This is a genomic window from Pseudomonas sp. E315, from assembly GCF_055406205.1.
The window spans coordinates 410,630-428,948 of sequence record NZ_JBUZPJ010000001.1 but is presented as its reverse complement, the minus strand read 5'-3'; the positions used below and the strand labels follow the sequence as shown (position 1 = coordinate 428,948).

The window sequence follows — 18,319 nt, the reverse complement described above, 5'->3', positions numbered from 1 at the left end:
CGAGCTTGCTCGCGCCTACAGGTGGTTGATGGTAGCCGTGGTATTAAAACCCTACGCTGGCCTGCACAAAAAACGTACGCGGTTCACCCAGATAAATCCCTGAGTTGTTATCGCTGGAGCGGGTGAAGTATTGCTGGTTAAACAGGTTTTTGATTCCGCCACCCAACTTGAGGTTTGAGGCCTGCGGGCCAAAATCGTAGCCCACGCGTGTGCTCCAGCTCGCGTAACCCGGTATGTCACCATAACGGCCATCCGCTGTCGGATCGGTGATGTAAGTTCCGCCCGAGCCGGGTGCCCGTTGTTTGGACTGGGCAAACATGTCCACGTTGTAGGTCCAACGGTTGACGGCATAACGCACGCCAAGGTTGGCCACTTGGCGTGAGTACAGCGGCAGATCTCGACCCTTGAAGTTCTCGATGTCGCCCTCGGACGTAGCCTTGGTATAGGTGAGCCCCGCATTGACTGTCAGGCCTTCCAGGCGTGAGTCCAGCGCTGCCATGTCGTAATGCACTGATGTTTCCAACCCTTGGTGCTTGGTTGCTCCCAGATTAGTCCAGCCCACATCCTTACTGATGTATTGCAGCTCATCGGCAAAGTCGATGTAAAACAGCGTCACTTCCCCGCCCCATGAACCGTTGTCATAACGGGTACCCACTTCATAGGTTTTGGCTTTTTCAGGCTTCAACCCGGCTGCTGGCTCATTGCCGATGCCCCCTTGACCCAACTGGAAATACTGCAAGCTGCCAAATGAGGTTTCGTAGTTGGCGAACAGCTTCCACGCGTCCGATAGGTGGTACATCACGCTCAATGCCGGCAACGCTTCGTTGCTGTCAATGCTGCGACGTTTTTCTTCAACGGGCTTGCCGTTGAGCCCCACTACCGGGCGCTCATGCCAGTTGGTGCTAATGCGCTCAAAACGAATACCCGGTGTGACCGTCCAGTTGCCCACATCAATCTTGTCGTCGATGTAAAACGCGCTGGCTTCTGTCCCGCCGGTGCGGTCCTGATACACATGCCCGTCGCCTTTTGGGGTGCTCACCGGTCTGTTATCAACCAGCTCAAGCTGACTGGCCTGTTCGTGCATTGCCTCTTTTAAATAGCGATAACCCACCCCGACTTCCTGCGTGACAGGCCCAAGCGTGAACACATGGGACAACCGTGGTTCGATGCCGTACGTGTGGTAATTGCGCGGGTACGAAACCAGCACGTCCTGAGTGCGCGAGGCGATGTTGCTGCCACGAAAGCTGTCGGTGTAATAGGTCAAAACTTCAAATTGAGTCTGATCGTCGATCTGGCGTAGGTACTTGAACGACACATCCTTGCGCCGGCCACTGAAGTTGTCCCAGTCGCGGACGGATTGATAAGGGTCTGCGTCATATTGCGCTTGGGTCAGGCCGCCGGGCATGTCAGCCGTGGCGTCGTAATAATGGAAGTTAAGGCTGAAATCGTCCTGATCGGTGGGTGCCCAGTGGGTTTTGAGCAACACGTCATCAATGTCGTTGCCATTGTTGTTTGCACGATAGCCATTGCCATTAACGCCGGAATACAACAGCGCGGCGCCGATGCCATTCTCGGCCGTGCCGCCCAAAAAGGCCGATTCAATGTGCTTCCAGCCACCGCGCTCCGAGGTTTCTAATGTCGTACCAACTTCACCCTCAAAGGTTTCGGGAATGGCGCGAGTTACAAAGTTGATCACGCCCCCTACGTTTTGTGGCCCATAACGTACCGAGCCCGCCCCTCGCACCACGTCGATGCTGTCCAGGTTGCCGGACGAAATGGGCGCCATCGCCAATTGCGGCTGACCATAGGGCGCAAAGGCTGCCGGAATGCCGTCAATCAGTACCGTCGAACGGGGCGACAAACGCGAAGTGAGCCCCCGCACCCCAACGTTCAGCGAAATATCACTGCCGCCAGTGCCGTTTGGGGCTTGTACCTGTACACCCGGAATACGCTTGAGCACGTCACTGACGTTCATTGCGCCCTGTTCAACCATCGCTTCGCGACGCACCACCGTGCGCGCCCCGGGATGGTTTTGCACCACAGCTTCGTTAGCATCACCCAGCCAGTCGCCCACCACTTTGACATCCACCGGGCCAAGCTCCAGCGCGCCTGACGGTGCCGCCGCACTCAGCGGTGTTGCCTCAACCAAAGTCACAGCGTCGCCATTCATTTCGTAGTTCAAACCACTGCCTTGCAGCAACGCGCCCAATGCCTGTTCGGCAGTGAGGTTGCCTTCAACCGCAGGCGCTTGTTTACCGGCCACCATTTGCGGGCTGAAAAACATCTGCAATGACGCTTGCTGAGCCAATTGACTCAAGGCTGATCCTAAAGGTTGGGCCTGGATATGAATCGCGCTTGAGGCAAGGTCGCTAGCCAATGCGCATGGCATCGCGGCGCTAACCGCCAAGGCCAGCGCCAAAGGCAACCAACGTGCCCCACGAGGGTGGTTGTGAGTCGTTTTTATGGAGGTCTTGAGCCCAAAAGCCCGTGCGCCAGCCGTCTTGTTTTTCACGTCGAGTCTTGCCCTGTTGATCGCATGAGAGTGCGACTGTTAATGCAAACCAGTTGCAGTTGATCAAGAAGACGAAGAACTCAAAAAAAACCTGAATTTATCGTGAAATTATTTCTTGGCTACCATCGGCTCGGGTTTTGATCGCTACCGGCAAAATCTTCGGCAAAGCATTGAGCAAGGCGTCGGTGTCATTGGTTTTAAACACACTGGACAAACGCAACTGCGCCAGCGCAGGCGTGCTTACGTGCAGTGGCCGAGCGCGATAGCGCGACACTTCTTCAGCCACCTCACCCAAGGTTGCGTCGTTAAACACCAATTGCCCCTTACGCCACGCTGTGAGGGCTTGAGTGTTGACCGCATAGGCCGGCGCTACTTGCCCTTGCGCGCTCACCTGGGTGCCCAAGCCTGCTGTCAGCCTAACCAAGTCACGGGGATCTCGGCCTTCCACCTGCACATGGCCAGACTCCACGGCCACCCGCGCTTGCCCGCCATCACGGCGCACATCAAAGCGGGTGCCTGTCACCGTTACTTGCGCAGCCCCGGCTTGCACAACAAAGGGTCGGTTATTGTCGTGGGCCACACTGAACATGGCCTCGCCCTGCTCCAGCTCAACCTTGCGCAACTGACGCTCAAAGTGAACGCGCAAGTGAGTGCGGCCATTGAGTTCCAGGGTTGAACCATCGGGCAATTGAATGTCGCGCCGCTCACCTAATGCCGTCGTAAACTCGGCCTCGTAAACGGCGGGCTGCTGCAACCACAGTCCCGCGCCAGCGGCAACGATCAGCACACTCGCCGCGAGCCCATAACGCAGCAATGAACGTCGTTTTACAGGCGCCGCGGGTGATTGGCAGAGCGCTTGCCAGCGTGAGTCCGGCAGCGTATCGGCAGCTGACCACAGGCTGGCCAGCCACTGATATTCGGCTGCGTGAGAAGTGTGCTGGGTGCGCCACGCCTCAAATTCAGCCTGCTGCTGCGCATCCAGCGTTTGCGCTTGCACCCTCGCGAACCAAGTCGCCGCTGTGTCACGAACGCTTGCGCGATCACAGGTACAGTCTTGCGTTTCCATCATGGAATCCTTATGCCTGCCAACGCATCAATGGCCTGCAACGTCGTCAACATTACCTCTGGGGCTGTGCTCATCACGGGGCCTCCACACGTTCACGCAAGTGACGCAGGGTGCGGATCATATACTTTTCCACCATGTTCTTGGACAACCCCAACCGCTCGGCAATCTCGGCTTGGGTCAAGCCTTCGATCTTCTGCCAGACAAATACTTTGCGGCAGTTGAGAGGGAGTTCAAGCAAGGCTTTTTCGACTGCCTCGGCCAATTGAACAGCGCGCATGTACTGCTCCGGGTCGCCCGTCTCGGATGAACTTGGCGGCACGGCAGCCAGCTCCTTAGCGTCACGCCGCTCTTCACGGCGAAACCCGTCCACCGCGATATTGCGCGCAGTCTGATGCAAGTACGCACGCGGTTGCTCCACGGCATCCGAGTCGGATTCGAGCACGCGCACAAAGGTGTCGTGGGCCAGGTCCTGCGCCTGCTGACGATTGCGCAAGCGGCGGGTCCAAGTCCCGATCAACTCTTCGTAATGTTCAAAAAAGCCCGTTCTGCGAGGCGGTTTATGAGTCATTGCAATGGGCTATGAAGGCGGGGGCGCGAATAGTAATGCTTCCTATTAATGACGGCAATCAAGGCTTGACTGGCCGCCCCCGCAGATCAATGAATCAGATCCCAAAACAGGCCTTCTATATCGCTTTTAATCATGCTGATGGCTTCCGTCAGTGCGGGCGTCTCAAAACTGTATTGGTGCCCCTGAAACAACTGATCAGGTGCCGGAAAAGCCCCTCCGCCACCTGACTGATACATCGCACTGACTGATCGCTGCAACCTGATCAATTCAGACGCCACATGGCTTCGCTTGGCGGCGTTGTTAAACATCCCATCTGCGACCTCATGCTCAAACCAACAAACCGTGGTGGTTTGCGTCGCATGCTCTACCGGCACCCAGTACCAGTTAATGCTGCGTTCATGAGGCTCGCCGAAAACAATCGCCTCTCTGCGAAACGGCATCAGGTTGAAATACGAAAACTCCTTGGCTATACCGCCAAAGCTGGTGTTTACGATGTCCAGGTACAGAGCGGCCGCCCGGGCAAAATGGGCATCAAGATAAGTCTTCACGCGTTCTGGCTGCTCGAACATTGCCTCTTCGTCGCCCCACAAAGGCAGCCACCACCAATCCAGTTGCTGCCAGCCCGAGCGTTGCAGCAGTTCCAAATCGTCAATTAATGACCTGATGCTAAAGGCTGCTTGAGAGTGCCCGCGGGCAGGGACTGCTCTATCGAAAAACGGCCGCAGACACGCGAGGTTTTCAGACAGCGAGTGATCCGGCGTCACCCTCACAGCCTTGATCGAATCCAAGTACCTCAACCTCGACAGTGAGCGCTCATTCGCCAAAAGCGCACCGCCTCGTAAAGCTTGTTTGCGAACCAGGTCGTTAACTGCGCTTTTTACTGCTTGTGCGGCGGCATATTGGCCGCCATTGAGATTCAATCGTGTGCTTTTAAGGTCTAGGTGACGCACCCATGATTTATCAGCGGGCGGCTGTTGCACCACACGCGGCGCTTGAATACTTGAGGGGTTTAAACGGTACAAAAAACTCAAGGGCTGTGCAGGATTAATACCGCCTTGTATTGCCAGGTTTTCAACCGGCAACTCTGAGTAAACCAAGGCCTGCTTAAGTAACGCTTTAACACCCGGAAAATACCGGTTCAGCATGGCCTCAATGGTGTTTAACGTCCCACTCAAAAAAACGTGGCCGTTATCGTGTGCCGGGGCACCTGCGCCCTTGCACATACGCGCTATTTCTACATAGCGCCGTAACGGTAAGGCCTCAAGCTTTTGCCAAACCAACGCACACGCTTCAGGTGTCTGCGCCAGCAAAATCATCATCACGGGCAAGAGGGAGTCGGGCTGGATACTGACGGCACCAATAGCGCGCTGAACGTCTGAATCCGGTAAATCCATCAACGCTCGCGCATGCAGGTAGTCGGCCAAGGCATCGTGCACAAACCCTACGCTGGTGCCGCTGTACAACAGCGCTCCAGCGCTAACGAGTTTGTCAAAGATGCCTGCGTTTAAACCCGACGCCTCAATGGCGTTGAGTACTTGGTGAGCAGGCATTCGACGTTGCAAGCCCATGCTCGCAATCAAGCGCAACGCACTGTCGAAGTGAACGCTGTCCGTCGGGGTACTCACCACGGCGTCACGCAGTTGTAACAGCCAATGTTCAAACAATTCGTTCAGGCGGCTTGGGAACGTATTGTTCTCAACAAAAAAATCAATAATGAGCCGCAACAACAGCGGCACTTCACTGAGTTCAGTCAGAACGTACGGCATGCCCGTAAATGGGAACGCCTTGCCCATCACACTGATCGTCATCTCCCGCTGCTCAGTGTTGTTGAGCTTATCCAGCTTCAGGCATGGCAACCCCGAACGCAGCACAACCGATGAGCGTGAAAAGATAAATGCCTGGGCCTTTGGGTAATCGCGTCTAAACACACCTATCTGGGACTCAACGTTTTTACGAGCGTGTTCCGGCACATATTCAAAGCCGTCACACACCAAGGTAATGCCGTGCGCCTGTATGGACTGTTTTACCCCCGCCAGCGTTATCTCATGCTGATGAGCCTTGATGCGCTGATAAATGAAATCCAGTAAATCGCACCCCAGCGAAGAGAAATCAAACAACGGCACTTCAACGGCATTAATCGCCTGCGGGTTAGAACACCCGGTATTGAGGGCGTCCATGACCAGTTGTTTGGATAGCACTGTTTTGCCATATCCGGACGGCGCAACAATCAACGCACCTTGGTCATAAACCTCCAGTAGCGCGGTTGATAACACCTCACCGCCAAGCTCTGCCAACAACCGACGAGGCACAGCACGCTGCTGAAGCCGGGTTAATTCTGCGGACTTGTACTCGGTAAAATCAGCCGCCCCTGTTAGGGTCGTTTGCTTTAAACCTTGTACAAATTTCACTAACGCCTGCTTGCAAAGCAGGCGTTCAAGCGCTGGCCTGTGTTTAAGCAAGTCGGTTATTTTCGATTCAAAAATCAGCTCACTATCAGCCGCTTGCCAGGTTTGCCACACCTGTAACGAACACCCATTGGTGATCAGCAACACAGGCGCACGCAGACCAAACGCGTAGAACTCCGCTTGCTCTTTGGCGCCCTCAAGAGACGCCTTAAACGCTTTAACCTCCACGACCATCAGCGAGGTCGTGCGGTTATGTTCTGCCCCGGCGTAAGCCACAAAATCGGCCTGGTAGGGCCTGCCCGGCTTGGCACCCTGGTAGAACTTCACAGACACCTGCGATGCGATGTCGTGGGGTTCATAGCCCAATGCTTGCAACAAAGGGCAGACGAATAGGCGCTCGACTTCGGCCTCATTGTTAAAGGCCAACTGAGTTGCCAGAGCACTCCAGCGTTGGTCGCCGCTATTGGCTGTTGTTTCACCAAACATGAAAAAACCCGAAAAATAGCCGCTACACGTGCGCCTTGGCCAACAAGCGCTGCTCAACCTCATTGGCACGGCCAAAGCCGAACCAACGCGCAGTCAGCAAACCGACCACGCCCATCACCACGCAAAACACCACGCACACCCACGGGCTCCACGGCATCAATGCAATCAGCAACAACGGCGTAGTACTGGCCCACAAGGCATAGGCGATGTTGTAGGTGAACGAGATACCCGAAACCCGGATTGGCGCAGGGAATAATCCCACCATCACCGATGGCACCACCCCGACAATTCCGCAGGTCAAACCGGCAAACGCATAAGCCAGGCCGGGCAACGCCCACTGCCCGACCAGGCTTGCGTAAAGCAGGCCAATGCCCAGCGGCAACAGCACGCTGTACAGCACAATGCTGCGCCACACGCCAATACGATCGACAATCAGGCCAGCCAGCACGCAGCCAATATTCAAGAACACAATCCCAAGACTGCTGAGGGCAAAAGTGTGGCTGGCAGTCATGCCGAAGCGCTGTTGCATCACTGTCGGGGTGATGACCACAAACACCACCACCGCACTGGTCAGCACACACGTGAGCAGTGCCGCTGGCAGCAATGATGGACGATGATCACGCAGCACCGTGCGCAACGGAAACTCAGCCCGGCCTTCACGCTGGTCACGCAAGGCCAGAAACACGGGGGTTTCGCTCAACCAGCGACGCAACCACACACCAATCACACCAAATACGCCGCCCAATAAAAACGGGAAGCGCCACGCGTAATCGAGGATTTCGGCAGCCGTGAACAACTGCGCCAGCAAGGTGGCGGTGAGTGCGCCCAATAGATAGCCAAAGGTCAGCCCGGCCTGCAAAAAGCCCAACGCGTAACCTCTGCGCCCAGCCGGAGCATGCTCGGCAACAAACACCCACGCGCTGGGCACCTCGCCCCCGACAGCGGCGCCTTGCAGGATGCGCAATGCCAACAGGATCAGAGGAGCGAAATAACCGATGTCTTCGTAGGTTGGCATAACCCCGATCAGCAGACACGGGAGCGCCATCATCAAAATGCTGAGACTGAACACCCGTTTACGCCCCAGATGGTCAGCAAAGTGCGCCATCAGAATCCCGCCCAACGGCCGTGCCAGATAGCCGGTCACGAAAATCCCGAAACTTTGCAACAAGCGCAACCACTCGGGCATGTCCGGCGGGAAAAACAGCTGACTGAGGGTCAGGGCAAAGAACACGAAAATGATGAAATCGTAAATTTCCAGCGCCCCGCCCAAGGCTGCCAGCCCAAGGGTTCTGTAGTCGGAACGCGAAAAACGTACCGTTGTGTCACGGGTTTCAGCAGACATAAATACGCTCAATGTGAACTGGACACGCCTATCCTGGCGTTTACGGTCAAGGCGGCGAGCATAGCAAATCTGCTGTGAAGCTCACCCCTTTGTCACGTTGACGGGCAATGCTTGCCACCCACCTCCCAGCGCCGCATACAAATCAACCAGCGACAACGAGACCGCCGCCGTGCTGTCTACCAATGCCGCTTCGTTGGCCAGCAACGCATTTTGCACAGTCAGTACGTTGAGAAAATCCACTGTGCCTTGGGCATATTGCTGATGAACGCTGTCCAGCGCCCGCTGATTGTGCGCAACAGCCTGCGCAAGGCTGTCCCGCCGACGCTGGCTGGCCTGATACGCCACCATTGCATCGTCCACTTCATGCCAAGCCCGCAAGACGGTTTTTTGGTACCCGATAGCGGCTTCTTGCTGACGTCCTTCTTGCAGCTGCAATGCCCCCTGCAAGCGCCCACCCTCAAACAACGGCACGCTCAAACCTGGCCCAAACGCAAAATTGCGCGAGCCCCAACTGCCCAAGTCCGATAACTGCATGGCCTGAAACCCGAGATTGCCGGACAGCGTGATACGCGGATAAAAGTCCGCCTTGGCCACTCCAATTGAAGCGGTAGCCCCGTGCAGTTGTGCTTCGGCACGACGAATATCAGGGCGACGCTGGGCCAACTCACTGGGCAATCCAACCGGTACATTCGACGCGTAAGCGGGTACTGATGCTGGCAGGCTTAATTGCTGTTGCAACGCTCTGGGCTCTCGGGCCAGTAACAAGCTCAATGAGTTGATCAACTGCGCACTGCGCTGCTGCAAAGGCGCCATGCGCGCTTCAATTTCTGCGACTTGAGCACCGGCTTCTGATACTTCCAGATCCGTCGCCACCCCTTCCTGTAATTGCAACTGCGTGAGCTGCAGGCTGCGCTGGGCGATTTTCAGGTTTTGTTGCACCACCAACAGTGCTTGCTGAGTACCCCGCAGTTGAATGTAGTGCTGGGCCGTTTGCACAATCACCCACAGTTGTATGGCATGACGATCTTCTTGCGCCATTTGCACCGAAGCATCTGCGACCTCCACTGAGCGCTTCACCCGCCCCCAAAGATCAGCCTCCCAACTGATGCCAATCCCGCCATTCCACACATTGAACGCCTGCTTGCCATTGTGCCCCGACGGATCATTAAGACCTCGTTGGCTATTACGACTGCGGCTGTAATCTGCCGCTGCCCCCACTGAGGGCAGCGTATCGGCGGCAATTTGTCGGCGCAGGGCGAGGCTTTGCTCAAGCCGGCTGGCCGCCAATTGAAGGTCAAAGTTGCTCTGTTGGGCCTCAAGCACCAGCGCCGACAACTGTTTATCGCCAAAACTGTCCCACCATCGCGGGTCAACTGCCGACTCGACGGCACGGCTATGCCCCGCTTCGCTCTCGGTTTCAGCCCAACGGCCGGCCAATTGCGGCGTAGGGGGATGAAAATCCGGGCCCATGACGCAACCACTCAAGCTCAACGCGCTGTAACAGACCACAGCGCAGGTCAAAAAGGGGGACTTCATCGTGCGCTGACCTGCTGCTCTGATGTTGCGCTGGTATCGACCGAAGTTTGAACCGACATACCCAAGCGCAGTTGATTGGCCAAAACCTGGCCCTGATCGAGGACGATTTTGACGGGAATGCGTTGAACAACTTTGGTGAAGTTACCCGTCGCGTTGTCCGGGGCAATCGGTGAAAAGGTAACGCCGGTTGCCGGGGCAATGCTGTCGAGCGTGCCATGCAGGGTTTCGCCGGGGAAGGTATCCACCTCAATACTTACCCGCTGGCCCGGGGCCATATGCGTCAGTTGATGCTCCAGAAAGTTAGCCACCACATAAGCCTGAGCCAAAGGCACGACCGCCAGCACAGGGTCGCCGGGTTTCACATAAGCACCCAAACGAACACTGCGTCGCCCTACAACTCCGTCAAACGGAGCCAGCAATTGGGTGTGCGACAAATCCAGCTCGGCCCTCGCCAACAATGCCTGAGCATGTTGCACCGAAGCCTGGGCTGCACTGCTTTGTGCGGTCAGCACCTGAGTTTGCTGACGGGCCGCTTCAAGCGCTGCCTTGTGCTGCGCCAACTCGGCACGTGCGGTCTGTGAACGGTTCTTGGCTTGCTGTGAGTTTTGCAAAGTGCCCGCACCCTGCCCGGCCAAATGCTGATAGCGCTGCAACTCATGCTCAGCAAATTCGACCTGCGCATAATCCGCATCGACAGTGGCCTTGGCTTGTTCGATCAGCGAGCGCTGGCGCTCCAGCATCGCCCACGCATTGGCCTGTTGCGCCTGGGCCGTGGCCACGCCCGCCTTGGCGGCTTGCACATCGGCCTGATAGTCCTTTGGGTCTATGCGTGCCAGCAATTGACCCGCCTTGACCGACTGGTTGTCTTGCACCAACACCTCGTCGATAAAACCCGCCACTTTGGGCGCAATCAAGGTGTAGTCGGCGCTGACAAACGCATCATTGGTGCTCTGCACCGGCCCGGCACTGAAAACCACATGCCACAACCCGTACACCACAGCTGCCGCCAGCAAACCCGCACCCGCCATTACCAAAGGCTTGCGCCCGCTCGTCGTACTCATTTCACTGCTCCAACAGTGCCCGGCGGATAGATACGCGTCGGGCCAAAAGGAATAAACACCACCAACAACAGCGCCAACGCCGCCACAAACAGGTAAAGGTCGGACGAAGTCAGCACCATCGCCTGCTGGTGAACCCGGCGCGCCAAATCGGCTCCCGCGCTCACCAACGGCGAGTTACCCAAACGATCCACCAGCATCATTGAGTGAAAGTGCTCACGATTGACGGTTAGCACTTGCAGCAGGCTACTCGCCGCCACCGCTGAAAAGCCCTTCACGGTGTTGAACCATGCCGAAGCAAACGGCCCATCTGCCGGGTTCAATCCCCCCGTGGCGAGCATCAACAACGGGATCACCGCCATCGGCTGGGCGATGATCTGTATGCCTTGCAGCACGTAGAAATTTTCTCGGCTCCAGGTCGAGGTCACTTGTGAACCCAAGCCACAGGCCAAGGCCAACAGCCCTAACCCGATAGCCAGCACCCAGCGACAATCGACCCAACGCAGGTTGCACAACGCAACCACCAAGGGCAGTGCGATCAGTTGAGGCAGCGCCACCATCAGCATGACGGGCGCCGTTTCGAGCGGGCGATAACCTTGAATCTGTGCCAAATAGCTGGACGGAATCTTGATCACCGCCAGCAACACAAACAGCACCCCAGCAAGCGTGATAAGGGCATGGCTCAGGTTGCGGATTTTGAGTAACTGCAATTTGAAAAACGGCAGTGGGTGTGACCACTCATTGATGAAGAACAGCACCAGCAGGCCCAGTCCGCCGACGATGAAAATCCGGATCATTTGTGATTCAAACCAGTTTTGCCACTGGCCCAACTCCAACCCCAACACCAGCATGATCAAGCCCGGCAAACCCAACAGCAGGCCACGCCAGTCAAATTGCTTGAAGCGCTCCAGCCGCAACGGGTCTTGCGGCAAGCCCCAAGCCACACACACCATTGCCAGCAAACCCAGCGGGATGATTTGCCAAAACGCCCACTGCCAACCGGCGTACTCCACCCACCAAGCAGACAATGGCGTACCAAAGCTGGGGCCAAAGGTGGCGGTTAGCGCATAACCGCCCAAGCCATATAAACGAATGCTCGGCGGCAAAAAACGCAACGCTGCCGACATCAACATGGGCGGCAATGCCCCCCCTGCAAACCCTTGCAAGGTTCTGAGCAGCATCAGCACATGGGTATTGGGTGCAAGCGGGCAAAGGATGCCCAGCAGCAAAAAAGCGCCAATGGCAGACAGTGTGAAACGACGCAGCGATAAGGTCCCCGCAAACCAGGGGGCAAACGCCATCGCACTGATGGACGTGGCTGAATACACCGCCAGCAACCAAGCACTTTCGTCATAGCTGATGCCCATAGCGCCGCGAATATCTGGCATTGCCACTTTGGTGACGTTCTCGTTAAACCCCGACACCAGCACGGCCAGCAGCACCCCCACCAAACCGGTAAATATCCGCAGCCCTAACGCGGCGCTGTTCGCAGGGGCTGGCGCGGGCGTCGCCACCGACCCGGCAACCAATGACGTCATCGCCGGGCTCCCGTCGGTGATTGGTGCGCGCGTTTAAAACGCCAATACATGGCTAACTCCGTCGTCTAATCGATGACAGAAAGTTTAATCAGCCTTGATAGCTATAAAAATTGATAAATAGCTAACTGTGAAGTGCGTTTAACGCAATCCACAACGCATCAATATCTCGTTTGAGCTGTCGAGGGCAGTGACCTTTTGCTGTTTAAAAAGATCGCAGCCTTCGCCAGCGCAGAGGGGCAAGCCAATTGGACGTTAGAACACCGAGTGTTCACAGAAGGTCTTGAGGGTACGGCGCAGCCAGCGATGGGCGTGGTCATTATCCAGACGCGGGTGCCATGCTTGAACGATGTCTACGGGTTGCAGCGTGATAGGCAACTCAAATGCCCGTAACTTCAATCCCATAGGTTCCAGCGTGTTGAGTAACACCTGAGGCATAAGCGGCAAGATCAAATTGGCGCCTGCCAAAGCAAAAATGGCCGAGTAAAAGGTGGGCGTGGTGAAGGACACTCGACGCTCAAGGCCCTGCTGCGCCAACACCGTATCAATGGGCCCTCGGGCGTGCCCCCGGCGAGACACACTGATGTGGTCATATTCGACAAACCGCTGGGCGGTAATCGGCTGCTCAAATATTGGATGGTCTTCACGCGCCAGCCCCACAAAGGGACAACTGAACAACCTTTGCACTTTGATATCAGCGCTGAACTTGTTCGTGGCGCAGATCGCGAGGTCAATGCGCCCTTCGCTCAGCGCCTCATCATCAGTGAACCCTTCGGGCACGACTCGCAGAGTAGCTTTGGGCATTTCCAACGCCATTTTTTGGCGTAACGCCCCGCCATACACGCCAAAGAACACGTCATTGGCGCGAATACTGAAGGTTCGCTCCAACTGGCTTAAATCGCTGACCTGACTTTGTGTGAACACCCCGTGAGCCAGCTCAACCACGCCACGCACTTGCTCACGCAACTCAAGCGCTCTGGGCGTGGGCACCAACCCACGCCCTGAACGCACCAAAATGGGGTCATTGAGGGTTTCACGGATGCGGGTCAAGGTTCGGCTCATGGCGGGAGCACTGAGGTTCATACGCCGCGCCGCGCCCACCACTGAGCCTTCTTCAAGCAAGATGTTCAGGGCAACCAATAAGTTCAAGTCAGGTAATTGCATGGCGCAAAGGGTAGCGCCTCTGTCAGTGCGTGCCTAGGCTTAAGACATGTTAATGAGGCTGGGTGACGTGAATAACATCACCCCAGCAGCCAATAAATATAATCATGATGCCCAAGGAGAATATCGCCATTTTTATGCAATGTCATAGTCGAAGCACCTGACCACCTTGAATACTGTGTTTCAATGGTCTGGAGGCCGTTACTGGCGAACGAATCATCAAACTTCCCCGTCTGTAAGATCCGACCAGAGTACATCAGTAACTCACCCATGTTTATGGCACAGGTTATGAGCTGATATTTTTCATCTCGCCCCCGTGATGCACCATCCACCCATATTCCCCAACCAGGAGCCAAATCACGCTCAAGCGGTACGCCCTCATTAAAATCAATATCTATAGACCCATCTTGGTCATAGGCTTGAATAACCGATGTTGAATTGGGTGCTGTTTCACCCATGCCATGTCCCAGCACTTTTAACTGACCCGTCTCATCAACAACCAGTTTCCAAGGGAACTCAAAGTCATCGTACTTTATCCGTATCCCATTGTTTTTAGAGCTTAAACCTCCAAACGCATAATCCTGAGTACCATCATGGTTGAACCGCAAAACTAAATGATCACCTTGAGGTTGCGGCTCATGCAAGTTAGAGATTGGTTTTACCAGTACCAATATAGCTTTATGGCCACTGTTAACTTGGAGAGCCGCATCTTTCAACACACTGTAACCTTTATCTCCATCGGAGTGTTTAACCACAACATAGCCACTGCCGTTGAACGTAAGATCCAGTGCGCCTCGAACATCAAATCGGATTACCACCGGAGTGACATCATTGTCGCCACCCCACAAAAGGGATAACACGATATATATATGCTCATCATCCATAACGCTTAATACTTTACCCACCGGCTCAGGCAGCGCGTCATCACTTAAAGTCGAAGGCAATATTTTCGAGGTGTTTTCAAGTGTGCCCACCCCAATATATTTCCCGACCTGCCCCGACAGGGTAATGTTTAAATTTTCAACTGGAAACCTGACACGCCCTCCTTCACCATAGCTTGTATCCAACTCACCATCCGCCAGATACTTCGTAAAGACCAAAGTTGTGTCTACACCATCAACCACCAAAAACTCGCCATCATTTAGAACATGAAGATTACGACCGATTGAATCGTTGGAATGAAAAAACCCTTGATTTCCAAAGCGCTTATCAAGCTCACCTCTAAGAGTAAATTTTGTTAGCCAATAACCAAAAACACCAGGACTCGCCGAAAGTACCAACACCCCATCATCAGTGCTAGCAATCGCTCTTAACAAGGATTCCTGACCGGTGTGTTTTAAATTAACGCCCCCCTGATCGCCAAACCCAGGGTTCAAACCACCTGCGCGGATTAAATGGGTCATAGCTGCAACTCCCAATTCGTTATCTAGAAATCTCGCCCAAAATAAGTCACACCCACACCTATCGCAAAAAGCCCATAGCCATTCACTACAAACCGACAGTCAGGCATCACTTTTCAGAGACACCAGACTAATCCAGCAAAAGAGCACATGACACTATCAAATCTAACAGTATGACTAAGCGCACCCCATGACTAAATTTATAAAATACTCGAGCAAAATCAAAAGACTTACTTCATTAGCTGTTGCACTTTCATCAAAAAATCTAAATAGACCTGTTCGAAATAACCGATCCTGCTGTCATTAAAATAACAAAACGGCCTCCCCAGCCCCGGTTTTTCTGAGGATTTCCTACAGCTACAAGCCAAAAATGCACCATTATTGCGCATGAGGTAAAACTGTTTCGCACGTACTTAGCTAGCTAACTAAATGCCCTGTTGGTACATTCTCGTCCGTCAGGTTTGCCCTGACGCTCTCTTTGGTTGAGAACTTTGGCCATTACTGGATCCCCATGAAGGTAATGGCCTTTTTTACAGCTCAGGCTCCCCTCCCTCAACCCAGCTACCCAAGCCGCTCAAAAGCCACCTCAGATACCTACTTGTCGGCCAGTCCATCTTTGGTTTACACAAGTAATTATCGCCGCTGAAGGACTTACCTGCGCAGAATCAGACATTCAGGTCGCACAGTGGTGGACGCTCTCAGCCTGAACTAAGCTGGCAGCCCAATCCATTACAGCGGTTGGGACAGACATGCAGCTGGGAAAGAAAATCTCGTACCTGGAGCAGTTGGCCTGTCGGTACTACCGCTGGATTCATGCGATCCGGATCAGCTTGGCCTTTCTCATCACTTTCAGTGCCATTCGCTTTGTAAACAGCGCCGATGCGTCTTGGGCACTGATTACCATGTTGATTGTGATGGGGCCTCAGCCTTATTGGGGCAATGTGTTTTCACGGGCTGTGCAGCGAACGGGCGGCACCGTCATTGGCGCCCTGTCTGGGCTGGTTGCGCTGTATCTGGAGATTTATTCGTTCCCGCTTATGTTGTTGTGGTGTGCAGTTGTGATGTTGGTGTGTGGCTACCTGACACTCGGCAAACACCCCTATATGGCGCTGTTGATTGGCTCAACGCTCGCAGTGGTCAGTTGTTCCTCTCCACACGATATGGAAACCGCCGTATGGCGCAGTGTGTATGTGTTGGCAGGCTCCATTTTGGCAATGATCTATACCAGCATTTACCCTCAAAGAGCCTATACCGACCTGCGCATCAAGTTCAGCAATAGCTTGGGCACATTGAGCACTCTGTATGCCGCCTACTTTGCCAGCAACACCCGTGAGCGCCCGGTATTAGAAGAGCAGTTAAAAGACGAGCTGGACGCGATCGTCAAACTTCGCAACTACATAGCCCCTGCCAGTAACGAAAGCCATATCAAGCCTGAAGTATTTAATTCACTGCAAAATTTACACCGCAATGTGTTGGCCACTTTGAGTTTGATGATTGATGCTTACTGGTCGTCCCCCGAAAGCCACTTACTGATTGAAAACGAACCGGTTTTACGCCAGGCACATCGTTTAATTCCTCAAGCGATACAGTCACTGCAAGATAAGTTATGCAACGGCGACTCAAATAACGAAATCAGCAGCGCGCTGCGTGATGCAACTCATGATTTACATGATCTGGTTGTTAAAGGCATTGAAGGCAAACATGTTGAAACGCCCTTCTATGCTTATCTTTGGCTAAGCATGGACATGCTCAAGCAACTCACCAAATTAAATGACCAAGTGCATGATGCTCTCTACTCGCATCACGGCCACCAGCACCTGTTAAGAAAAACCTCAAAAAAAACCCATGAAGGCTGATGTAAAGGCCTGCTGCTTGAGCCCCCCCAAACAGAGGTTTGATCCAGAGAATTTTCAGAAATAAACCACTCATTTAGGTGATCTGAAGCACTTAAACGTAAGCATTTTCCGACTAAAAAAATGAATTTTTAGTCATTAACGAGCCATAAGTACTTAACGTCCTTACTCGAAAACAAACAACAAAACTGGCTATATCATTGATTAATCTAACAATTTTATAGCCACCACCCCACGCAACCTTTCGTCAACTCCCGTCTCTGGGTTGCACCCGGCACCAAGGCCGTCATTCGTAAGCTAAAAATTATGGTCTAGGCTCTGATCGCGCCCATCCAAGGGATATGAATGATCAACGCAATGAAATACCCAAACGCCTGCTCAATCACTCGCAAGGCGTCTGCACACCCACCGGGGAACTTGCCTTGCGCCTGTGAACCTGAGGCGCTATTGGGTGAGTGGGTAGTTCTTGGCAGCACTCTAAAACGTTAGTTTTTTACCGCATTGTTGATAGGAGGGCTTATGCAGCTCACCCCCAGAGAAGTCGAAAAACTGATGATTTACACGTTATCCGACGTGGCATTCAAACGTAAGGCTCGCGGCTTAAAGTTGAACTATCCAGAGGCCGTTTCAATCATCACAGTGACCGCTCTTGAAGGTGCCCGAGATGGCAAGTCGGTAGAAGACGTGATGACGGAGGCCAGCAAAGTGCTGACCAAAAATGATGTCATGGAAGGCGTCAGCGACCTTATTCCAAACGTACAAGTTGAAGCGATCTTCACCGATGGCAGCCGTCTGGTCACCGTACATGACCCGATCAAATAACGGCCTGCATTACATCCGGTTAACGCTAAACAGAACCGTTTTGAGGATCACGTCATGAGCACTAAAAAAACCACCAGCCCTCACCAAGATACTCACCCCGACCACCAAATCCCCCACGCCAAAAACCCTGGCGGCGTTCACAAGGGCGATGAAGCCAATGTGCCATTGGGCGGCTGCATCTATGCCAACACCCCGATCACCTTCAACGAAGACCGGCCCGTCACTAAAGTTAAAGTACGTAACACTGGCGACCGCCCCATTCAAATCGGCTCACATTTTCACTTTTTCGAAGTTAACCGTGCCCTGGAATTCGATCGAGCTGCCGCCTATGGCAAGCGCTTGAACATCTCGGCCACAACGGCTATCCGGTTCGAGCCGGGCGACGAAATTGAAGTGCCGCTGGTGCCTTTCGGGGGCAAGCAAACCCTGTACGGCTTCAACAATCTGGTCGATGGCTGGGCTCCAGACAAACTGACCAGCAACCATGAGCGCCCGGAAAAACTCCAGGCTATTCAGCGTGCAGTCGATCACGGCTTCAAGTTTTCCAAGCCCGCCCAGTAATCACCTCATTCTCA

The 18,319-nt window shown here is 54.2% G+C and carries 12 protein-coding genes and 1 pseudogene; 3 read left to right on the top strand and 10 right to left on the bottom strand.

The annotated features are described in order from the left end of the window. Positions 1–43 precede the first annotated feature (43 nt). From ACZRJQ_RS02115 to ACZRJQ_RS02070, 10 genes are all read right to left on the bottom strand, one after another. Positions 44–2,464 carry a TonB-dependent siderophore receptor gene (locus ACZRJQ_RS02115; RefSeq protein WP_463976984.1) on the bottom strand — a complete coding sequence of 807 codons (2,421 nt, stop codon included), beginning with the start codon at positions 2,462–2,464 and terminating at the stop codon, positions 44–46. Positions 2,465–2,609: 145 nt separating this feature from the next. Further along, positions 2,610–3,578, bottom strand: a complete 969-nt coding sequence (locus ACZRJQ_RS02110) for a FecR family protein (RefSeq protein WP_463976754.1) — start codon at positions 3,576–3,578, stop codon at positions 2,610–2,612. A 73-nt stretch (positions 3,579–3,651) separates the two neighbouring features. Then, entirely contained in the window at positions 3,652–4,146 is a 495-nt protein-coding gene (locus ACZRJQ_RS02105; protein WP_463976753.1) for a sigma-70 family RNA polymerase sigma factor, read from the bottom strand. An 86-nt stretch (positions 4,147–4,232) separates the two neighbouring features. Next, entirely contained in the window at positions 4,233–7,037 is a 2,805-nt protein-coding gene (locus ACZRJQ_RS02100; RefSeq protein ID WP_463976752.1) for a type I restriction enzyme HsdR N-terminal domain-containing protein, read from the bottom strand. 22 nt (positions 7,038–7,059) lie between these two features. Further along, complete coding sequence (locus ACZRJQ_RS02095) at positions 7,060–8,379, bottom strand: MFS transporter (protein WP_463976751.1); 1,320 nt, start codon at positions 8,377–8,379, stop codon at positions 7,060–7,062. A gap of 81 nt (positions 8,380–8,460) precedes the next feature. Further along, a complete protein-coding gene (locus tag ACZRJQ_RS02090; protein ID WP_463976750.1) occupies positions 8,461–9,915 on the bottom strand; it encodes an efflux transporter outer membrane subunit in 1,455 nt (484 codons plus the stop codon). Then, entirely contained in the window at positions 9,912–10,976 is a 1,065-nt protein-coding gene (locus ACZRJQ_RS02085; RefSeq protein ID WP_463976749.1) for an HlyD family secretion protein, read from the bottom strand. Before ACZRJQ_RS02085 ends, ACZRJQ_RS02090 begins: the two co-directional genes overlap by 4 nt. After that, positions 10,973–12,511, bottom strand: coding sequence for an MFS transporter (locus ACZRJQ_RS02080; protein WP_463976748.1), 1,539 nt, complete (start codon positions 12,509–12,511; stop codon positions 10,973–10,975). The genes ACZRJQ_RS02085 and ACZRJQ_RS02080 overlap by 4 nt, the downstream gene beginning before the upstream one ends. A gap of 252 nt (positions 12,512–12,763) precedes the next feature. Next, a complete protein-coding gene (locus tag ACZRJQ_RS02075) occupies positions 12,764–13,672 on the bottom strand; it encodes a LysR family transcriptional regulator (RefSeq protein ID WP_463976747.1) in 909 nt (302 codons plus the stop codon). A gap of 77 nt (positions 13,673–13,749) precedes the next feature. Further along, positions 13,750–15,072 carry a hypothetical protein gene (locus ACZRJQ_RS02070; protein WP_463976746.1) on the bottom strand — a complete coding sequence of 441 codons (1,323 nt, stop codon included), beginning with the start codon at positions 15,070–15,072 and terminating at the stop codon, positions 13,750–13,752. A 746-nt stretch (positions 15,073–15,818) separates the two neighbouring features. Between ACZRJQ_RS02070 and ACZRJQ_RS02065 the strand changes: the two genes are divergently transcribed. The 3 genes and pseudogenes from ACZRJQ_RS02065 to ACZRJQ_RS02055 form a co-directional block, all read left to right on the top strand. Beyond that, positions 15,819–16,925 (top strand): FUSC family protein, encoded by a 1,107-nt coding sequence (locus tag ACZRJQ_RS02065; RefSeq protein WP_463976745.1) that lies wholly within the window; start codon positions 15,819–15,821, stop codon positions 16,923–16,925. A 516-nt stretch (positions 16,926–17,441) separates the two neighbouring features. Beyond that, positions 17,442–17,744, top strand: a complete 303-nt coding sequence (locus ACZRJQ_RS02060) for an urease subunit gamma (protein WP_463976744.1) — start codon at positions 17,442–17,444, stop codon at positions 17,742–17,744. Between the two features lie 54 nt (positions 17,745–17,798). Beyond that, a pseudogene (locus ACZRJQ_RS02055) lies at positions 17,799–18,200 on the top strand (urease subunit beta); the annotation flags it as partial. Positions 18,201–18,319 lie beyond the last annotated feature (119 nt).

Bases quoted from the DNA above. Each gene is read 5' to 3' on its own strand.
- ACZRJQ_RS02100 (WP_463976752.1), bottom strand. From the start codon at position 7,037: ATGTTTGGTGAAACAACAGCCAATAGCGGCGACCAACGCTGGAGTGCT.
- ACZRJQ_RS02095 (WP_463976751.1), bottom strand. From the start codon at position 8,379: ATGTCTGCTGAAACCCGTGACACAACGGTACGTTTTTCGCGTTCCGAC.
- ACZRJQ_RS02080 (WP_463976748.1), bottom strand. From the start codon at position 12,511: ATGACGTCATTGGTTGCCGGGTCGGTGGCGACGCCCGCGCCAGCCCCT.
- ACZRJQ_RS02105 (WP_463976753.1), bottom strand. From the start codon at position 4,146: ATGACTCATAAACCGCCTCGCAGAACGGGCTTTTTTGAACATTACGAA.
- ACZRJQ_RS02070 (WP_463976746.1), bottom strand. From the start codon at position 15,072: ATGACCCATTTAATCCGCGCAGGTGGTTTGAACCCTGGGTTTGGCGAT.
- ACZRJQ_RS02075 (WP_463976747.1), bottom strand. From the start codon at position 13,672: ATGCAATTACCTGACTTGAACTTATTGGTTGCCCTGAACATCTTGCTT.
- ACZRJQ_RS02065 (WP_463976745.1), top strand. From the start codon at position 15,819: ATGCAGCTGGGAAAGAAAATCTCGTACCTGGAGCAGTTGGCCTGTCGG.
- ACZRJQ_RS02085 (WP_463976749.1), bottom strand. From the start codon at position 10,976: ATGAGTACGACGAGCGGGCGCAAGCCTTTGGTAATGGCGGGTGCGGGT.
- ACZRJQ_RS02060 (WP_463976744.1), top strand. From the start codon at position 17,442: ATGCAGCTCACCCCCAGAGAAGTCGAAAAACTGATGATTTACACGTTA.
- ACZRJQ_RS02110 (WP_463976754.1), bottom strand. From the start codon at position 3,578: ATGGAAACGCAAGACTGTACCTGTGATCGCGCAAGCGTTCGTGACACA.
- ACZRJQ_RS02090 (WP_463976750.1), bottom strand. From the start codon at position 9,915: ATGAAGTCCCCCTTTTTGACCTGCGCTGTGGTCTGTTACAGCGCGTTG.